12 protein-coding genes are annotated in these 19,102 nt (G+C 42.4%); all 12 read right to left on the reverse strand.

The annotated features are described in order from the left end of the window. Positions 1-44: 44 nt before the first annotated feature. Positions 45-1,094: a dTDP-glucose 4,6-dehydratase gene (gene rfbB / locus ACI0FF_RS07805; RefSeq protein ID WP_419799545.1), complete on the reverse strand. Its 1,050-nt coding sequence runs from the start codon at positions 1,092-1,094 to the stop codon at positions 45-47. Between the two features lie 187 nt (positions 1,095-1,281). Continuing rightward, positions 1,282-3,768 (reverse strand): hypothetical protein, encoded by a 2,487-nt coding sequence (locus tag ACI0FF_RS07810; RefSeq protein ID WP_419799546.1) that lies wholly within the window; start codon positions 3,766-3,768, stop codon positions 1,282-1,284. A 23-nt stretch (positions 3,769-3,791) separates the two neighbouring features. Further along, positions 3,792-4,178 carry a hypothetical protein gene (locus ACI0FF_RS07815; protein WP_417821171.1) on the reverse strand — a complete coding sequence of 129 codons (387 nt, stop codon included), beginning with the start codon at positions 4,176-4,178 and terminating at the stop codon, positions 3,792-3,794. Further along, positions 4,178-5,629, reverse strand: a complete 1,452-nt coding sequence (locus ACI0FF_RS07820) for an NAD(P)/FAD-dependent oxidoreductase (RefSeq protein ID WP_419799547.1) — start codon at positions 5,627-5,629, stop codon at positions 4,178-4,180. The genes ACI0FF_RS07815 and ACI0FF_RS07820 overlap by 1 nt, the downstream gene beginning before the upstream one ends. Before the next feature lie 21 nt (positions 5,630-5,650). Beyond that, positions 5,651-6,418: a TylF/MycF/NovP-related O-methyltransferase gene (locus tag ACI0FF_RS07825; RefSeq protein ID WP_419799548.1), complete on the reverse strand. Its 768-nt coding sequence runs from the start codon at positions 6,416-6,418 to the stop codon at positions 5,651-5,653. Continuing rightward, positions 6,415-7,386: a glycosyltransferase family 2 protein gene (locus ACI0FF_RS07830; protein ID WP_419799549.1), complete on the reverse strand. Its 972-nt coding sequence runs from the start codon at positions 7,384-7,386 to the stop codon at positions 6,415-6,417. The genes ACI0FF_RS07825 and ACI0FF_RS07830 overlap by 4 nt, the downstream gene beginning before the upstream one ends. Positions 7,387-7,403: 17 nt before the next feature. Beyond that, on the reverse strand, positions 7,404-8,087 hold the full coding sequence (locus ACI0FF_RS07835; protein ID WP_419799550.1) for a WbqC family protein: 684 nt from the start codon (positions 8,085-8,087) through the stop codon (positions 7,404-7,406). Positions 8,088-8,091: 4 nt separating this feature from the next. Then, on the reverse strand, positions 8,092-8,970 hold the full coding sequence (rfbA, locus tag ACI0FF_RS07840) for a glucose-1-phosphate thymidylyltransferase RfbA (protein ID WP_419799551.1): 879 nt from the start codon (positions 8,968-8,970) through the stop codon (positions 8,092-8,094). A 96-nt stretch (positions 8,971-9,066) separates the two neighbouring features. After that, positions 9,067-10,848 (reverse strand): ABC transporter ATP-binding protein, encoded by a 1,782-nt coding sequence (locus tag ACI0FF_RS07845; protein ID WP_419799552.1) that lies wholly within the window; start codon positions 10,846-10,848, stop codon positions 9,067-9,069. Continuing rightward, positions 10,841-11,644: an ABC transporter permease gene (locus ACI0FF_RS07850; protein ID WP_419799553.1), complete on the reverse strand. Its 804-nt coding sequence runs from the start codon at positions 11,642-11,644 to the stop codon at positions 10,841-10,843. Before ACI0FF_RS07850 ends, ACI0FF_RS07845 begins: the two co-directional genes overlap by 8 nt. Positions 11,645-11,697: 53 nt before the next feature. Next, a complete protein-coding gene (locus ACI0FF_RS07855) occupies positions 11,698-16,317 on the reverse strand; it encodes a heparinase II/III domain-containing protein (RefSeq protein WP_419799554.1) in 4,620 nt (1,539 codons plus the stop codon). Continuing rightward, positions 16,310-18,988, reverse strand: coding sequence for a bi-domain-containing oxidoreductase (locus ACI0FF_RS07860; protein WP_419799555.1), 2,679 nt, complete (start codon positions 18,986-18,988; stop codon positions 16,310-16,312). Before ACI0FF_RS07860 ends, ACI0FF_RS07855 begins: the two co-directional genes overlap by 8 nt. Positions 18,989-19,102: the final 114 nt, after the last annotated feature.

Consider the following 19,102-nt stretch of genomic DNA (forward strand, 5'->3'; position numbering starts at 1 on the left):
TTGCAGTATATTGAAGCAGGACAAAGCTATTTAAGCTATGATGATTATTCAGTTATGGCATTATTGGTCTCTAGATAACGACCATTAAAGATACGTTCCCACCATTGCGGATGATCAAGATACCATTGGATGGTTTGTTCCAAGCCTTCTTTGAACGTTACATCTGGTGTCCATCCAAGTTCACGCTCAATTTTACTGGCATCAATAGCGTAGCGTAAATCGTGACCCGCACGGTCAGTAACAAAAGTGATTAGCTTTCTAAAGTCTTGCCCATCCATTTTCTCGCTAAGTAGATCGCATATCATTGTAACGACATCAATGTTTCGCATTTCGTTGTGCCCACCAATATTGTAGGTCTCACCAACTTCGCCTTTTGTCAGGACAGCATAAAGGGCTTTTGCATGATCATTGACATATAACCAATCGCGAATTTGATCTCCGGCCCCATAGACAGGTAAGGGTTTTCCCTTTAGGGCATTCGTAATCATCAAAGGAATTAGCTTTTCAGGAAACTGATAAGGACCATAATTATTGGAGCAATTGCTGATCACTGTAGGCAAGCCGTAAGAACGACGCCAGGCGCGCACAAGGTGGTCTGAGCTGGCTTTGCTTGCAGAATAGGGTGAGCTGGGCGCATAAGGTGTTGTTTCGACGAATAGGTCTGTCGTGTTGGCGAGGTCGCCGAAGACTTCATCTGTAGAAATATGATGAAAACGAAAACTGTCTTGTTGTTGTGAGGGCAGCTTCTCCCAGTATTTCCGGGAGACTTCAAGCAGAGTATAAGTGCCGACAATATTCGTTTCAATGAAGGCGGCTGGGCCTGTCAAAGAACGGTCAACATGAGACTCTGCAGCAAGATGCATAACGGCATCGGGCTTAAAAGAAGAAAAGGCGGCCTCTAAAGCTGTTTGATCACAAATATCAATTTTTTGGAACTGATAACGTTTATGGCTTGAAATGCTGAGTAAGGATTCCAAGTTTCCGGCATAGGTCAGCTTGTCTATATTCAGGATCGTATTTTTAGTATTTTTAATGAGATACCTGATGAGTGCCGAACCAATAAAACCGGCTCCCCCTGTAATCAATAGCCGCATTTCAACTCCTCATATTGTGCGATCAGACACAATAAAACAAAACGATTTCTAGGTGTTTTTTGTGCCAGAAAGGTTGCAATAACGCAATCAAATTATCTGTGGGTATGAGCAAAGAGAAGGCTAAAGAATCTTAGGGGCAACTAAGGGTATTCCAGTTTTGAGGAATGACCCTGTCTATAATATTATTTTATTTCTTTAACCATTCGAATTTCGAGATTTTGAATTTTACAGGTGTTCCTGCGCCCTCTTTTATGGAATAGGCAGTGATGAGAACTTTCCCGTTAGGGGGGACTTGTCCTGCAAGTTTAAACTTTTTACTTACAGGAGTTTGCCATTCCCAATTCCCACTGCTATTTATTGTTCCTATTGCGATTGTTCCTTTTTCAATTTCACCTGATATTCTGAATCCATATTCAGATATGGAAGGTTGAGGAACAGATAGTAGGTAACTATACACCCCCTGAGGTATGCCATCATAGGATATAGTGGCTGTTTGGGACAAGGTTATTGCCTGATCATAGATGTCAGCATGAGACGTATCTACAGTGGATAGCTGACCCTCAAAGTCGAAATAGTAATTCCTTAGTTTATTAAGCCCAAATTGCAAAATATTCCCGTCATAGGACCTTTGCGTCACTAAGTAGTTTTTATAAAGTGTTCTATGAGGAAGAGCTGTAATTTGATTTTTTTGCAATGGAACGGCTAGGGCCATTACAAAAGGTGGTTTTTCATTTGTAGCAACGCGTGATATTCGTGAGATACACTTTTCATCTTCTTTTAAAATAAGCAATTTTTCAAACTTAAATCGGTGTATGATTTTTCCACTGACAAAGGTTGGTACAAAGAAGCGATAGTCTTTATCTAGGGATATTGAAAAGGTTTTAGAAAAGTTCAAGTAAGTGTTTGGTGCATCATAAGCAAAATAGAGATTAAGGTCTTTGTTTTTGCAAGCGGATGCGTCTAAATCTAGAGCGATATAATTCATATAGAAAAAATCTTTTCCGAAATTATCACGCATAGAGTGGTCTTGTTGGTAAGCGATGTATGAGGTTGTATCACTTCTTTTTAAGGGTGTTGGTTCCAGCTTTAGGTCTAGGTATTCCTCCTGAATTTCAACAGTTTTATAATCTTGAAAGATCAAAAGGGTTTTATAAATAATGGTAGGAATAATGAAAACGAAGGCCAATACAAGGAAAATACCAATAAAATTTTCCTTAATTAGCTTTGGTTTTATAATGTCTATTGTTTTTCCAAGACTGTTTTTAAAGAAGAATTTGATAATGTTCCAATAAATTTGACAAGATGTTAGTAATAAAAATATGGAGAATGCTAAGGCATAAAAGGTATGTCTTGGGTGATATTGTAACGATGATGCGCCACCAATATATCCAACTAAAAATATGATATAGAGTGCGAACCGGGCGCCATATTTTTTTTGGAATACCGCAGTAATAAGCGGTGTTACAGCAATGAAAACTTTAAGCCAAATTGGTGTGTTTTTGATGGCATCAGAGAGAAAGTTATATCCGAAGACATCGCTGGGAAATAAGAAAAACAGGTTTAATATATTTCTAATACTAGCAATACCAGACAAGAAAAAGTCTGCAGGGAAATAATTCGCAATATGAAAATAATAGGCTTGTGAAGTTATATCATATTCAGGTGACCCCATAACAAATCGGGCTATGCGATCGGGGGTGTCACTGTACCAAGCATTTACCGTGTGTTCTACATAGACATCGTTACTATAAGGAATAATCGGCAGCCCATTGGTCATACCGATAGCGGAATCAAAAAATGATGAAAGCCCAAGCAATGCGACATGAAAAAAGTTACCACCGACACCTTCTAACAGGTTGAGTATTGGTAGTGCGACAATCCAAAAACTTCCTAGAAAAGTAAATATAAGAAGAAGCCTTAAATATGCTCCACGAAGTGTAATAGGTAGATTTACAAAGAAGATTAAGGCTAACAAAGTAATTGGTATCAACACCATGACATCCATTCGGAAGCCAAGAGAAGCTCCGATCAGGATGCCTGTTGCTGTTGATAGTAGGAGTTGAGTTTTGTAATTTTTTGATTTTATGAGTGAAATGGATAGTGCAACAGCTAAAATTAAGCTTGGTGCTTTTGAAAAATCGCGAAAATTAATAATATAGGATAGATATAAATCTGAAAGTGTTAAAAATAAAGCCCCGCAAATAGCAAAGGGACGTGTAAGTAATGTTCGAAAAAGAAGAAAACAGGTTACTATTGAAAATGCATAGAAGACTGCGAAATAAGGAATGAGTGTTTTCCAAGATATGGAACCACTCATTTGCCAAGCATAAGAGACGGCCATCATTAAATAGTAATGGCCGCGCTGCATTCCATTAAGTTCTACTTCCCTATACCCTGAGTTTAAACCATTACAGGAAAAAGAGCTACTTTCCTGGTTTAAAAAAGATTCTAAGGTTTTAGTGCTTTTAGTGATCTCAATATTAATATAACCATGACCGCAGGCATGAGTTACAGCAGGTGTAAATTGATATTGATAAAATTGCCCTTTATCAAAGTTAGCCTTTAAATAGAACACAGACACAACAAAAGAAAAAAACAATATCCCAAGTATTGATATAATATCTAATTTGTATTTTTCTAAATATTGAAATGTATTTTTTAAATACTTTAGCATCTTAATTAATTCTTTTGAATGAGTTATGTTTCTTGCACGCCAATAATAACGCCAATGATAATAAGGGCAGCGCTTAATATTTTCATAAAGCTATATGTTTCTCCAAAAAGAAACACACCACCAAGAAATACGGAGATGGATGTCAGTCCAATGTATATTGGGAAGGCTGAGGATATGGGATAACGCTCTAAGACAAAGATCCATGTAATTGACGCCATCAGGGCAGTAACATAGGCTGAAATAATAAAGGGGTCAGACAGGAAATTATAAATTTTTCCGATCAATCCAGTGAAAACAGGGTTTTCACTGGTTGAATTTGCTTTCCCGAGTATTTCAACCCGCCACTTTGTCATCAATTGTCCATAGACAACTAATAACAAAGTAGGGGCTATGGTAAGGAGCATTTTCATCAGATTTTCGCATGTCCATAGCGGTACATATCAAGCATTTCAGGTGGAATGCCCCAATCGACAGCGCCGACTTGGTCATGCAAGGCTTCGAGGTCATCTTTCATTTTTTGACGAACCTGATCAACCATCCGGTTTTTAGAAGGGACAAAACCGTGTTGGTAAGCAGCGTTTAATTGATGGCGCAAAGCTTTTTCAATGGCTTGTTCGCGTGTTAGCTCCATAATTGGTTTTCGTTCTGGCGCAAATACGTTAAAGCGTTCATCTATTTCTTCATCGTTCAGCAGGGCTGCGACGTTTTCCGAGATAAGAGGAGACATATGGAAACCGTCACGTTTTGTAGCTGTCGCAATCACCAGATTAGCCAATGATGTTTTACCTATCATAGGGTAGGAGTCCTGACTGGTTGGTCGCCATCCAACGTTTACGCGTACCAGGTCGGCACGATAGAAGTTGCGATTGACTTGTTCCATCGCCCCCCGAATAAGTCCTTCGACGCTTGTTAAACGACCGTAATCATAGGGGTAAGGTGTAATGAAGTTACTTGCGCCAACGAGTATATGGTCATTGGCAACATTAGGCCCTTGGAAGTAAGGAACGGCGTATAAGCCACATGCCAACCCACGATTTGGTGTACGAATACATTTTTCAAGTGGATTGTCTGTGCTTTTTAATTCAATGGAAACACCCACACCGTAGAAAACACGCTGTACGGGAAGGTCAAAATTACTCGCGTCAAGTATCTTGGAAACGGTTGCCCCTGTAGCGAGGAGGAAGCGGTCACCTTCAATGATTTCACTATTTTCGAGCTGAACGGAAATAACTTTTCCGTTTTCTTCCTTCATGGAAACGGCATTGTCTTCAACGAAATGAACATTTGGGTATTGGCGAAGACAGTTATCTAGTTTCTCAATCATCAGACGTGGGTTAAACCAGCCTTCGTTGTGGATATAAATTCCACGGGTTGCCCGATAACGTTGTTCGGGCAAATACCCAGGGATATCTTTGGGATTTATAACGTCGTATTGCTCATTAAAATCGTCGAGTGCCTGTACGATAGCATCAAAGTTTTCATCATCAAGGTCGTCGGCAGCGGTATTGTTTACGACATATGTACCACTTTCAAAACAACCGCCGCCAGAGCACCCTAAGCACTTGGAACAGCCATCGGGCAACGTATCGCCTGCCGCTTCAATGATTTCTTCTTCGAAATTTTTCCACATGCGTGTTGCTGTGTGGCTCAATTCGAAACGATAGAGATCAAGGTCTGACTCTAACCCGCCTTTTTCAATTTCGGCGAAAGAGTTTAACATAGCTGCTGCAGCTAATGTTGCAGAGCCTTCACGAGCCGGTTTTCCGATTATAGTAATTTCGTCAGCTGGGTTTCCACGACGAATTAGACGGAATGCACTCGTCAAAGCAAGAATTCCGTTACCAACGATAACTGTTTTCATATCAGGTTATTCCAACGTAAGTTATTCTTTTACCAAATAGCATAAGCCGGGGTAATTTTGAGTGCGACGTACGGAGTGCCCGTATTTACCGATTATTTCTTCAGCATAAACCTTGCCTTCTGCTGGGATTGTATTGCGTGTTAATTGCCAAAATGCAACAACGCCACCGGGGATTAGTCGGTCCCAAACTTTTTCAAAGGCATCTAATGTCGGTACAAATGAATTAACATCAAAGAAAGCAAGCGCAACAAACTCGTGAGCATTTTCTGCAAAAAACTGAGGGATCGTTTCGCAGCAATCACCTTTTATAACCTTGTGTTTGCCATTATTGTGTCCCATTGCATTGTTTTGTTCGTGCAGACACAGAAGGTCCTCTAAAAATGTTACGTAGTCTTCGCCGCCGACACCATATGTTCCATCCTTATGTAAATCAGTTGCTTTATCTTTTTCCGAGAAACCTTTGTATCCTTCAAAAGTATCGAAACAAACAATCCGACGGTTGAAGTGTAGCGGCTCGTAAATTGCTCTAAAGTTTTCACAAAGAACGGCCGTTTGGCCCCGCCATGTTCCGATGTCCAAAATCGCACCGGGTTTATCAAGGATCATTTGGTAAATTTCAGATGTCGCTAAAATGCGAGCTAACAAGGACCCTCTTAAGAACAAGCCTAATGAGCGTTCTTTTTCATCATCAGTTGCTTGGTACTCTTTCATCTTGTGAAATAACGTCATTCTCGCGTCCAAGCTATCTTCTGATGAGTAGCTGACTACAGCCGATTCATGTTTCTTCATTTGTCTTTTCCCGTAGCTGAAATGAACCCGTTCGTATATTCTTCACGGATAATATAGAGTGGGCGGTTTTGAACTTCTTTAAAAGTCTTTGATATGTAAATTCCAATTAAGCCCATACAGAAAAGTTGTATTCCAAACCCTATGAGACCCAAAGAGATAAACGATGCAAATCCAGACGCAAAGTTATAACCTAGTAGTTTTTCGATAACAATATATAAAGCTAGCAATAATCCTAAAGTTGCAACAATAAAACCGAATACCGCAACTAAAGTCAGAGGTCTGCTTGAGCAATATAGAATTCCATTAATCGCGAGTATAAGGCGAGACCAAAAATTGTAAGAGGATTTTTGATCAATTCGTTCCTGATGTTCGATTGGAACATATTTATGCCTAAAACCTAACCATTGATCCAAGCCTTGAGGGAAGCGGGACTTTTCAGTTAAGCTGTTATAGGCATCAATAAATTTTCTGTTCATAACCCGAAGAGGGGATGTGTTTTGCGGAGCATCGAATTCTGTTAAAAAGCGGAAGAGGCGGAAATAAAGGTGAGCGGTCACCTTATTAATCCAGGGACTTTTCCTTTCGGAATACTGACCTATAACTAGATCGTAATCTCCTTTGACCATTGTCTCGCACATACTTGGGATGTAAGAGGGGGGGGCTTGCATATCCACATTCATACGAATAACGAATTCGCCTTTTGCTTCTTTAAAACCACAAGCAATGGCTGAATGTTGTCCAAAGTTTCTGGATAGGTCCAAGACTTTGACGAAACGATAGGTTTTACTCAGGCTTATGAGTTCATTTAAGCATTCAAGACCACTGCCATCGTTAATGAAAATAACTTCTAATATTTCATCGAGCTTGTCTGTTTTTAAATAGTTTGACATGACATCTTGAATTTCGGCGCAAAAAGCAGGTGCCAGATACGAATCATGATAAATAGGAACAATAATTGAATACTTCATGTCAGAGGCCATATTAATTAAACATACTTCATGTATTGAGGGCTGCTTGGTCCGCAATTAAATAACAAGTCAAGGATGGAGACACCATGCTCAAAATTTCCCCAAAGTTGTGGATATTCTGAATAGCCAGAATAATCAAACCATGAGACTTCAATATTGGCCTCATTAAATAAGGAAACTTCTAAATAATCTTTTGCAGCAGGACCTGAGATATAGACTGACCCATTTAAGGCTTGGCAAAGAGAAACCAATTTTTTTGTTTTACCTTCGGGTAGGTCAAAATCTTGGCTATTTTTAAACTGGGTGTTAATCCCTAAATAGGCACATATGGTCTTGATAAAAAAAGTGTTTATTTCAGACAGATTGGTTAATTTATCTTCTGCATAAAGGGGCTTTATCAGGTCTGATATTTCTTTAAAATAGGGAGCTTTCGCATAACTTACCTCTATAGACCGCCAATGTTTGCGTTTCCAATTTTGTTGAGTGATTTCAACATCGCAGATACGTCGTGAAATATTGCTCCCAACGGGAATGCTTAGCCAATTCAGACCATTTGGTGTTTTAATTTTATTTCGATTTCGCCAGTCATTTTTAGTAAATTGGACTTCATCGTAAAATACAAACTCATCTACAGAAGCAATCATGTCAAAATACCCCTTCCAAGGAATGTAATTTGACTGAAGAATCGCTACTTTTTTCATAGCATTAGTAGCTTTCTTTAGAGACTTGTAAAAGATACTGCCCATAAGGGTTGGTTTTCATTTTTTGACCGATTTCTTGTAATTGGTCTTTGGAAATCCAGCGGTTTCTATAGGCAATTTCTTCTAAGCAGGCGACTTTTAAGCCCTGTCTGTGTTCAATCGTTTGGATGAATTGACCCGCTTCAATCAAGCTGTCATGGGTTCCTGTGTCCAGCCAGGCAAAGCCGCGTCCAAAGACTTCAACATTAAGTGTATCTTGTTCTAAATAAACTCTATTTACATCTGTGATTTCAAGTTCGCCGCGTTCTGATGGCTTCAAATTTTTTGCAACTTCGATTACGTGGTTGTCATAAAAATAAAGGCCTGTAACAGCATAATTTGATTTAGGTTTTAACGGTTTTTCTTCAAGGGACAAAGCTTTACCATTTTCCCCCATTTCAACAATACCAAAACGTTCAGGATCTCGAACTTGATATCCAAATACTGTTGCGCCTGTGTCTTTGGCTAATGCCTTATCCAATTTGTCTTTGAGACCTTGACCATAAAAAATGTTATCACCAAGGATAAGGCAAACATTATCGTCACCAATGAATTCTTCGCCGAGGATGAAAGCCTGCGCAAGTCCATCGGGACTGGGTTGTTCAACATAGGAAAGTTTCACGCCCATCTTTTGTCCATCACCTAAAAGATCTTTAAAAAGCGGCATGTCTTTAGGTGTTGTAATGATGAGGATATCCCTAATTCCTGCAAGCATAAGAACGGATAAGGGATAGTAGATCATCGGCTTGTCGTAGATTGGTAGAAGCTGTTTGGACAGACCATGCGTCAAAGGATACAGGCGGGACCCGGCCCCTCCTGCTAAAATAATACCTTTCCAAGCCAACGTTCTTCTCCCCCTAAAGACCTTAATCTATTAGCATTGTTTGACCATACTTTGTGTGAATTGTCAAAATAATCATGCGTCGTATTACGAGTGTAGCTAAACTTCTATTTTCTCGGAACATAAGGTCCAGTTTGCATCGTGAATGAAGATGACATCATTAAACAATGGTTCTTCTAAAGACTGAGCAACTTTAATTTCATATGCCTTGGGATGTGAATCGTAGACACCTTTATTGGTGGTATAATGTTTAAGTGCTTCGGCAGATGTGAAATAGCCTTCTTTAAAAATGGCGGTCGTTACAAAATAATCGCCTGCTCCCAAGAGGAGTTTATCGGTTTGAACTTCAATAACACCACTTTTGGGTTGGTTTGGTCCTATGTGAATGTCTTTGCAGAAGAAACGGTGACTGCGGACATTATCAGGTCGTTGAAAACCAAATACAAAAATAGGTTTTTCATCGATATCGTTACGGTTTACACGATAATGAAGCTTAATTTTTAAAGGGTCGCCAGGGGAAAAAACGTGGCAAGCGTCGCCATTCTCATTTTGGAATTCGACATTTGTGATCTCAATGGAGCGATTGCCATAACGCTCACTGGATAATTTTTGCTCGTTTTGTAGGCCACCGTGCCCATGTGTCAGCCGGACAGAGACACTGTTCCAGCCCGCTGAACATTCTATCATACCGGAATATTGTCGACGACCATCAGGATGAAGAACGGTGATTTTCATCGTTTCTTCCTGTTTGGCATAAAGGCTGACTTCTACATATAGTTCTTCTTCTTCTAACGGAGGCAAAACCTGTTCAGATGAAATGGAAAAAGGTGCCTGTAAAAAGACTGAACCATGCCCCTCTAAAATGCGCCCTTTTCGGGCATCTTGTTCAGCTTCTTCCCCCCATGAACCGTAATCGGTATGAAGGTTTATGCCGTTACCGTTTTCATCAAGTTCATGCAAAAATGACATTTGGTGAAGTTCATTTTTAGAGTCATAAAAACGAATGGCTTCAAAGAGCAGAAATTGACCGTCGGCAATTTTTTCTTCAGAGAGTTTTATATTACAAACGAGTGGTTTCGACTTTTGGGATAGGTTCTTTTTTAAGATCGCCAATCTCTTACGGTCTAAACGTTGTTCTTCACGTTCTTTGATTGCCTTTTCATAGGCTGCAGCGACATCTTTGCTGGCCCCATCCATACGGATGCCACCATTGTCCAGCCATAACATGCGAGGGCACATTTTTTGAGCGGAATAAATGTCGTGCGTGACAAAGAGCAATGTTGTCCCTGACCCGGTAGAAAGTTCTTCGATACGTTCCTGACTTTTGCGTGCGAAATAGGCATCTCCCACGCTAAGGACTTCATCAAGAATAAGTAGGTCCGGCTTGACAACAGTGGCTGCAGAGAAACCCAACCGAGACACCATGCCCGAAGAGTATGTTTTTAACGGTTGATCGATATACTCTTCGAGTTCTGCGAACTCTACGATATCTAAAAGCATTTCTGCAATTTGTGCAGATGGAACCCCCATTTGTGCAAGGTATGCTTCTGCGTTTTGGCGGCCTGTAAATTCAGGATGAAAACCTGCGCCAATTTGTAATAAAGCCTGAACGGCAGAATTGACGGTTATTTTACCACTGGTCGGATTTGTAGCCCCGCTGATAAGGCGAAGCAATGTGCTTTTCCCAGCACCGTTCCTGCCAATAATGGAGATCCGTTCCCCTTTTTGAACGGAGAAGGAAACTTTGTTGAGTGCGACATGGAAACGTGCATTTTTAGGCTTGCCCCATAAACGCAACATTTCCCACATCCGATCAGACGGTTTGTCGAAAAGCCGATAGGTTTTTGTTAATGCCTGAACATCAATAAGTAGATCATTCATAATCGGTCATAAACGCCTTAAATCTTTGGAAGAAAAACGTCCCTAGAACAAGAAATACAAGTGCAATTGCTAGTGCAACACCCAAACGGAACCAATCAGGGGAAACTTGTCCGAATGCCCCAAAACCAGTTCGATACATATCGATCATATAGTAGATTGGATTGATATCGACGATTATACGCGCTTTCCCTGGGACCATGTCAGGGCGAAATCCAATGGGTGAGACAAAGATGAGGAATAAAGTGAACAACCCAACGATTTGTTGAACATCGGGAAATAATACCCCCAGTGGGGCCATAAATAACGCCAGCCCCACAAGAAATGTTGTGAAGATAACAATAGCAATTACGAGATAGAGGTTATGCCAACCTAGTGTATTGTTTATGGCGGCTATAATTAAGACGAGCCCTAAGCCAATCAGGTGTGGGATGAGTGCGATGAGCACTAACCGGGCGGGAATAATCTCAATCGGCAAAATAACATTTTTAACCAAATGTATGTTTTGTCTAATAGAGACCGATGCCGCCTGAATGACTTCCATAAATGCCAGATAAGGGACCAATCCGGAAAAGACATACAGAACATAGTCTAAATCGCTGTAACCGGGAAAACGGACTTTAAATACAACAAGATAAACAAACAAGTAGATACATAAGAATAACAGGGGGTTTAAGAAAACCCATAAAGAGCCAAAAAAGGAACCTGAATATCTTTTTCTCAGTTCAATGCGGGTTGTCGATGCAATAACTCGTCGATTGCGGAATAACATCCCAAATAAGTTGGCTATAAAAGACATAAAATCTCTTATCTTTCCTTTTAAATCCCCTGTTACCTTCGCTGAATATAGACTCAGGTCTCGGAAGAATGTTTCTTCATATGTGTTTCTGCTACTTTCATCATATTGTCAATCCGGTCTTGAGAAATGTCACCGGCCTTGATCCATGAGGAAAGTTTACGAATTTGACCATCCAGTTTAAATTTAATCTGTTTAGCAGGTTGTTTTACGCCGTAAGAGGGAGAATATCCCGCTTCTTCGATCTGTAAGCTAACATCCTGGTCGACGTTAAATTCACACTTGATACCGTTGTTTTGTAGGGAAAGGTTATTGGACGCATTGGTGCTGACATCGACACCGACGGCCAATGGTAAATTCCATTCCGCTTCGTTAAAGTTTCCTCCAATGAAACGATCTAGAATGACCAGTGAACCTGATGCAGTATCGTGAACAAATGTGCGCCAATGATTGGGGCCGCCAATACGCTTGTATCCATCATGCCAGCCGCACCATACATAATATTCACCGTCCTGACCTTGTTGTTCTACATGTGGCTCGGCTTCTGCAAACATGCGGAAAATCCAATCCGGGCGCATTTCGTTTTGTTCTACACCATCGAACATGACGGTTGCATGTGAACGTGTGCTGCGGAAATGGTTTCTTGCGGCAAAATCAGATGTATAGACATAACTGCCAGGGTCAACAACGAAGGGGGTACCTGAGAGGTGAAGTTCAAAAGACAAGAGGTCATTGTGTTTATGGTTGCCAAAACCTTTTGTTCCGACAATCGCGTTGTTGATCAATAACCAATTGTTATTTGCATAATTGAGGCTTAATCCCGCATCTGCAAAATGTGCAACACGTTCAGGTGTATCTGTCTTTTTAATGGTGCTTGTATCAAGCCCCCACCAGAAGGTTTCCCAACGTGCTTCGTCTTCGCTTTTTAAGTAGGACTGCCACGTATTATTTTTTAACAGTACGCTAGCCGGGCCATAAAGATGACGGGCATCTTGGCGATCCCAACGACCATAATCTGTAAATATGTGCAGGCGACCATCATCAGCATCCCCGATTTGTGGCATGCGACCGTCTGGTCGTGTCAATGTGGACAGGAAGTCCAGCATCTTTGTCAAAACTTTGGCATAGCCTTCGGATAAAGGTTCATCGCGAAGTTGGGCCATGCGATAGCCAGACATGAATAATTCTGTGACCAATCGGTGATAGGGAACAGAAGATTCATAGTCCGCACCGTCAGGAAGAACCTGTGCAATGATTTCTTTTTCATAAGCATCGTGACAAAACTTACCCCATTCCTGACCTGCCTCAAGATCATTGAAGGCGTTTGCCATGATGTAAAGGCCAGCAACGTTTGACAGGAAGTGGTTACTTGTTACTTCGTAATGGTTTTCCAAATTACGATAAATGAAATCGCCATGCTCAAACAAGGCCTTATAGGCTTCTTCCCAAAATGTCTTTTCAAATGGGAAGTTACATTCACGTAAAATATCAAATGCAATGGCCATATTGCCAGCACGAATAGCCACATCCATCGTACAGGTCCAGTTGACACCAATACCAATAGGATTTGAGGCCATGAAATCTTTTAACTGATCTGAGATCTCACGTGCATATTTGAAATCACCGGAGAGGACATAAGCCTGCGCCAACAAGGGCCAATGTTGAAGACGGCCCAATTCCCAAGGGTATTTGACGTCTGCATTTCCGGGGCGCATTTCAAACAAATTCCATTGTTTGTGAGAAATGTTGCTGGGGAAAGTCAGATTTCGAACCGGGTCCAAATGCCAATTGATTGGCTTGTAATCATAAGACCCATCATCGCCCATATTGCTCGGGATAAACGTGCCGCTTCCAAGGAGGTCGAATTCATGACGCAGAACTCGGTCTGCCTCATTCAAAGTCGATTTCACTTGATCAGGACAATGACGTTTGAGGGTCTCCAGATCCTTGATCGCAATACCCGCATAAGTAAAGGCCGTTTGGCGACGATTGTCCACCCATGCAGTCACGGTCTGACCAGTAACTTTAAGTTGATCGTCAAAATTGTACTGGGGCATGCCCAGTTTGGTCACACCTCTAAGTTTTTCAAAACCTTGTTTCGGTTTTTTAGCGGTCACAATCAGTTTCCAGCCCAAGAAACGTTCAGCAACTGCTTTTGGGAGCCACTTTTTGACACGGCCAGGAATATCTAAATCGTCAATATCTCGTCTTGCAAAAGACAAGTTTGTGAAGCCATTGAATAGCCGCTTCGCGGATGCCTTATCCCAGACGGATACAAGTTCACGCTTATCAAAATAAGTGATGTCGACACTACGTGACAGAACTTCGTTCATGGACCAAAGTGACAAGCGGCCTTTTTTCAAACCACGACGGGCGAACCAAGAATACCAGTATTTAGCAGACCATTGGGAGAGAAGACCGACATAAGATCGTCCGCCAGGTTTTAAAACACGTCCAATTTCACTGACAACATCATATGGTGTTTTTTGCAATGAAAGTTTGGATACACAAATGACAATATCAAAGCAGTCGTTCGTGAACGGTAGATCATCCAAGGCAGAGGGAATAAAAGTACCTTCAAGTCCGAGAATCTTGAATTGAGCTTCAGCTTCACGCAAATTGACCGGGCAATAGTCAACCATTGTCACCTTTGCACCATGTTCAGCGAGTGTGACGGCATCGTACCCATTGTCGCTGGCAAGAATGAGAACCTCTTTCCCATCGAGCTCTTTTAACGGGAACTCTTCGCAAAGCCAGGGCAATTTCGTTTGGTAACGGTTTTTACGTTGTTGGCTGTACCAGGCGAGTTCACGCTGGCGGGCTTTAGTCTGGCGATCATTCATCTCGGTTTCATCGCCGAGGTCTTTTTTCTCCATCGTCGCTTCCGGTGCAGGGATTTCACCTGGTGGAATCTTTGTACCGCCATAGAGATGAAGAAGGTGTTGCCATATCCGCTCAACGTGGCGTTTCCACGAGTAATGTTCGCTTACGGCTTTGACGGAATTTTCACCGAGCTTAGAAATTAATTCAGGGCGTTTTAACAAACCGCAAACGGCAAAAACAAAATCGTTTACATCAGCGGGTTCAACCAATACACCACGAGCATCCCCGACATCTGTAACGCTTGCCAAGTCCTCAGAATATAAGGATGGGCGCATTACATCGCCGATTTGTTCTAAATCACTGGCGATAACAGCACCGCCTAATGCCATATATTCAAAAAGTTTAGTTGGGGACCCAAAGAAACGGCTATCTACCATATGGGCACTGTGTGGTGATATGAAAATATCACATCCCTTTAAAAGTCGGCAGCCTTCAGCTTGAGGAACCATTCCTGTTAATTTAACGCGGTCTTCCAAGCCGTTTTCTGTAACGGCGGTTTCGACCAAATGCTTGAACCCGCCATCACCAATGAGTAGGAAGCGTGCTTCAGGATGTTCTGCGGCAATACGGGGTAATGACTCTGCAAGAACGTCAATTCCGTGCCAGCCGCCAAAGGTTCCAATAAAACCGATAACGGGGGCATTTTCATCCCATCCCATCTCGGTTTTAATGGCTTTTTTCTCGTCAACTGTTGCTTGTTTGTAATGGTCCGTGTCGACCCCATTGGGGTTGACCAGAATTTTACGAGGATCAACACCTCGACGAATGGCCATATCCCGGATTGCTTCGGAAACAACGACGATTAGAGCTGCCTGACGGAATGCAGCTTCTTCCGTTAACATGAAGGTGTCTTCATAATCGTAACCTTGAGTGTCAAAGCTACGTTTCATGGAAATTTCAGAACCATTATATTCCAAAATATAAGGAATACCAAGGTCGCGACTGATGCGTGCTGCGGCGTAGTTGCCCAAAATGAGGCGTTCGTAAATATAAGCAGGCGGTTTATCTAGAGATTGGATTTTTTCTTTCAGGATTTCATAATAATGATCTGTCCCTTTCAGGACGTTGAGATCATTTCCATGCTCACCGGGAGGATCAAGTTTAACTTGTTTAATACCCAACTCATCAATCATGGTGAGAGGATTGGCCATAAGGCAGACAAAATCCTCTGTGGCTTCAGAGAGTTCTTTGGCGACATAAGTCGTATGGCCGTAGCTGCCACCTGCGACAAGCGGTGCCCAGAAATCACCACGGAAATAAATCCCGGTACCGTGAACTTTTGTTTCAGGTGAAGGATTGTCGGGCAAGTTGGAAAAAGCAATAGTTTGGAGATTAGGAAAGACTTGATCAAAAGTTTGCGATACAGAAAGAGCCTGTTGCGCAGTCTCATCAAGAGAGGCTTCAGGCTCTGTACCGAATTCTTTTAGATGCCAGCGTGAGAAAAAACGAGAGGCATAACGCTGTGCAAAAAGGTGGTTCCATTGCCGTAGGCCCACGCGTTGCACAGTCCCTTCACTGCCCCAATATATCCAAACCGGTTTTCCTTTCAGGGTTGCTTTTAGGGCGATCTTTAAGATCGCCCAAGGCACAACGCCGATACCGACAGAAAAGACAAGACCATCAGGGTTGCATTCTGCCACTTCTGCCAAGATGTCCGGGCAGGGTAATAGCTCAGGAACTGGTAACGAATGCTTTTGCGTACCATCGATCGAATATAATGCGAGCTCTTCAAATAGGCCAACATTAAGACTTTCTGCATCTACAAACAGAAACTTTCCTGCACCATTAGTCATTGTTCACTCGATTAAAAAGCAAATCTTCAATTGTCAAAGCAACGGCAGAAGTTTCGATGATTTCCTCAAATGGAATCGGTGCTTCTGTACCGTTTTCAAACGATTGAGCCAGTTGGCGCATTTCTTCGCTATGGCCTTTGTCCGGGTCGTTTGATTGCCAGATAGGTGATTCTTTAATGATTTCTTTATCACCTTCTTTTTTGACATTCGCACTGGCTTTTGTCAGGACTTTAAAGTCATCCACGACATATGCGTCTCCGTCTGCAAAAACCTCAATACGTTCTTTCGGCATGCCTTTTTTCGGGCCGACAGCTGTGTAAATCAGGTTACAGACACTTCCATCTTCGTAGGTCAAAGTTGCGACGAAGTTGTCATTCTTCATATAAGGTGTGTTTGCCGTTGCAATGGCGTGTGCGCTGATATCTTTGACAGGGCTGCGCGCAAGGAAACGGAAACAATCATACATATGACACGCTTCACCGATATTGCGACCACCGCCTTGTTCATCCTGGATCCAGCTTTCTTTCGGGATATAGCCGCCATTCAATCGGTAATTTACCATAATCGGTCCCTGACGGGAGGCCAGTTCTTTGGCAATACGTTGCAGGGCAGGGGAGAAACGACGGTTGAAGCCCACCATCACAATCGGTTTTTTGTCTTGCGGGCACTCGTTGTAGGCTGTTTCGACTTTTCCAAGCTCATCCCAGGTCAAGGCAATTGGTTTTTCTACAAAAACATGTTTACCGGCTTTAATCGCGGCAACAGTTTGTTCGGCATGTTCATTGTGACGAGTGGCAATAACCACCATATCAATTTCATCGCTTTGTAGGGCGCCATCAATATTGGAGGCAAAAAGCGAACAGCTGTTTTGACGGGCAAAGTTACCCCCGCGAATAGCATCTCGACTAACAACACCACGCAGGAAGAACTTATCGCCTGACTTTGCCAAATTGGGAACAAGCATGGATTGACCAAAGGCACCTGCACCAACCAGCGCGTAATTGATTTTGTTTGGTTTAAATTTACGATGCCCCTGTAAAACAATAGTCGGATCATCGTGGTAGGGCTCTATATTTTCGTTATCGTAACGCAGGACAGCCGCGAGGGGCTTTTTCTCTGCGTCTTTATCCATCAGTGCACCATAGACAGCAGGCGCGTCATCGACTTCGCCTTCCACGTCAATCATGGGCCCAATGACGATTTTCTTTTTGGCCAGCAAATCCAAGTAAGCTTCCATGTTGCGGTTCATTGTCCAGCGGACATACGCATAAGGATAGTCTTGCCCAAATTCTTCATAGTTACGGTCATAACGACCCGGTCCATAAGAACTACTCATGAGCAGGTCAATTTCTTTCTTGTAGAAATCGGCGCGCTTAACATCCAAACCGATGTCACCCACGATCACAACAACACCTTTGCGGCGTGTGACTTGCATGGCTGTATTAATAACGATGTTGGATTTGGTTGCTGCTGTAATGATGGTGCGATCGACACCTTGATTACCTGTGAAGTTACGGATTTGCATCAGGAATTCATCCGGATTGCTTCCGCCGGCTTCCATGCCAAATTCGATTGCACGGGCAACACGTTCAGGGTCTGGGTCAAAACCGATCACGCGACAACCGTTTGCAACAAGGAGTTGAACTGTGATTTGACCGATCAACCCTAAACCGAGGACGCAAATTTTATCACCAAGCAGAGGGTCTGCACGGCGCACACCTTGTAAGGCAATAACACCAATTGTTGTTGAACAGGCATCACGCAAGTCGGCACCAACTGGCAGTTTGGCAACCATGTTTTGTTTGACGCAAATAAAATCTGCGTGGTTTGCTTGACCGGCACCGGAACAAGCAACCAAGTCACCGGGGGCAAAGCCTTCGACGCCTTCGGCAACTTCGATAACTTCACCCGCAGCGGCATAACCCAGATTCCAACCAACTTGCCCCATTTCACTTGGGGGAAGCCCGCCTTCTTTGCGGGGAACCAAGCGAACGGTTACGGATTCAAGGATAATTTTGCTGGGTTCCAAGGTGCCCGCATTGGCAATAACCAAATTGACACTTTTATTGTTTCCTGGGTCGACAAGCAGGCATTCATCTAATTCACCGGAGGCAAAGGTTGCTGTTTCCAGCCAATTGCTTTTGTCTTCGCTTAAAAAGCCAAAGACGGCCATGCCCGATAGCATTGCCCCTTTAATAGAAATTTCAGGGATATAACCTTCAGGTACAGGAATGGGTGATGCGTCAGCCTGATAAAGAGCGGGCGAGTCATCTGTCGTCAGGTTTAGAACGCCGTTTTCAAAAGAAAATTCACTGGCGGCGTTTTGTGTCCAGGTAACTTTTGCACCGTCAATAATCGGTTTAACTTCGGCCTCTGCTTGCAAAGCTTTTTTTCGGGCAGTGCGGGCATCAACTTTATTTTTTAAATACCGAAAGGCACGTTTTGGGTCTGCAATGGCTTTGCCAACCTTGCGGGCGCCGTCTTCTGCCTTTTCTTTGACAATTTCGATGTTTCCTTTTGGAGTTTCATCTGGCGGCATTAAACCGGCCACTTCCGTCCCAATAGAAATCATGGAATATTTCACTCGTACCAAAACTGAACCAGTTTGCAATGCTGGTTTCGGAGAACGAGCAACAACAACACCCTTTGAAGCACCTAATACCTGACGCACAATCCCTCACTATAAATGTAGCTAGTTTCCTAATGAAAACAGCTTTTAATTGACCTTAGACCTGAGCACAACATTTTTCTGGTTAAATCAACAAAAAGCTGTATGGAACCTTTG

The organism is Terasakiella sp. 4MB5A (genome assembly GCF_050058155.1).
GTDB classification, from domain to species: Bacteria; Pseudomonadota; Alphaproteobacteria; order Rhodospirillales; family Terasakiellaceae; genus Terasakiella; species Terasakiella halodenitrificans.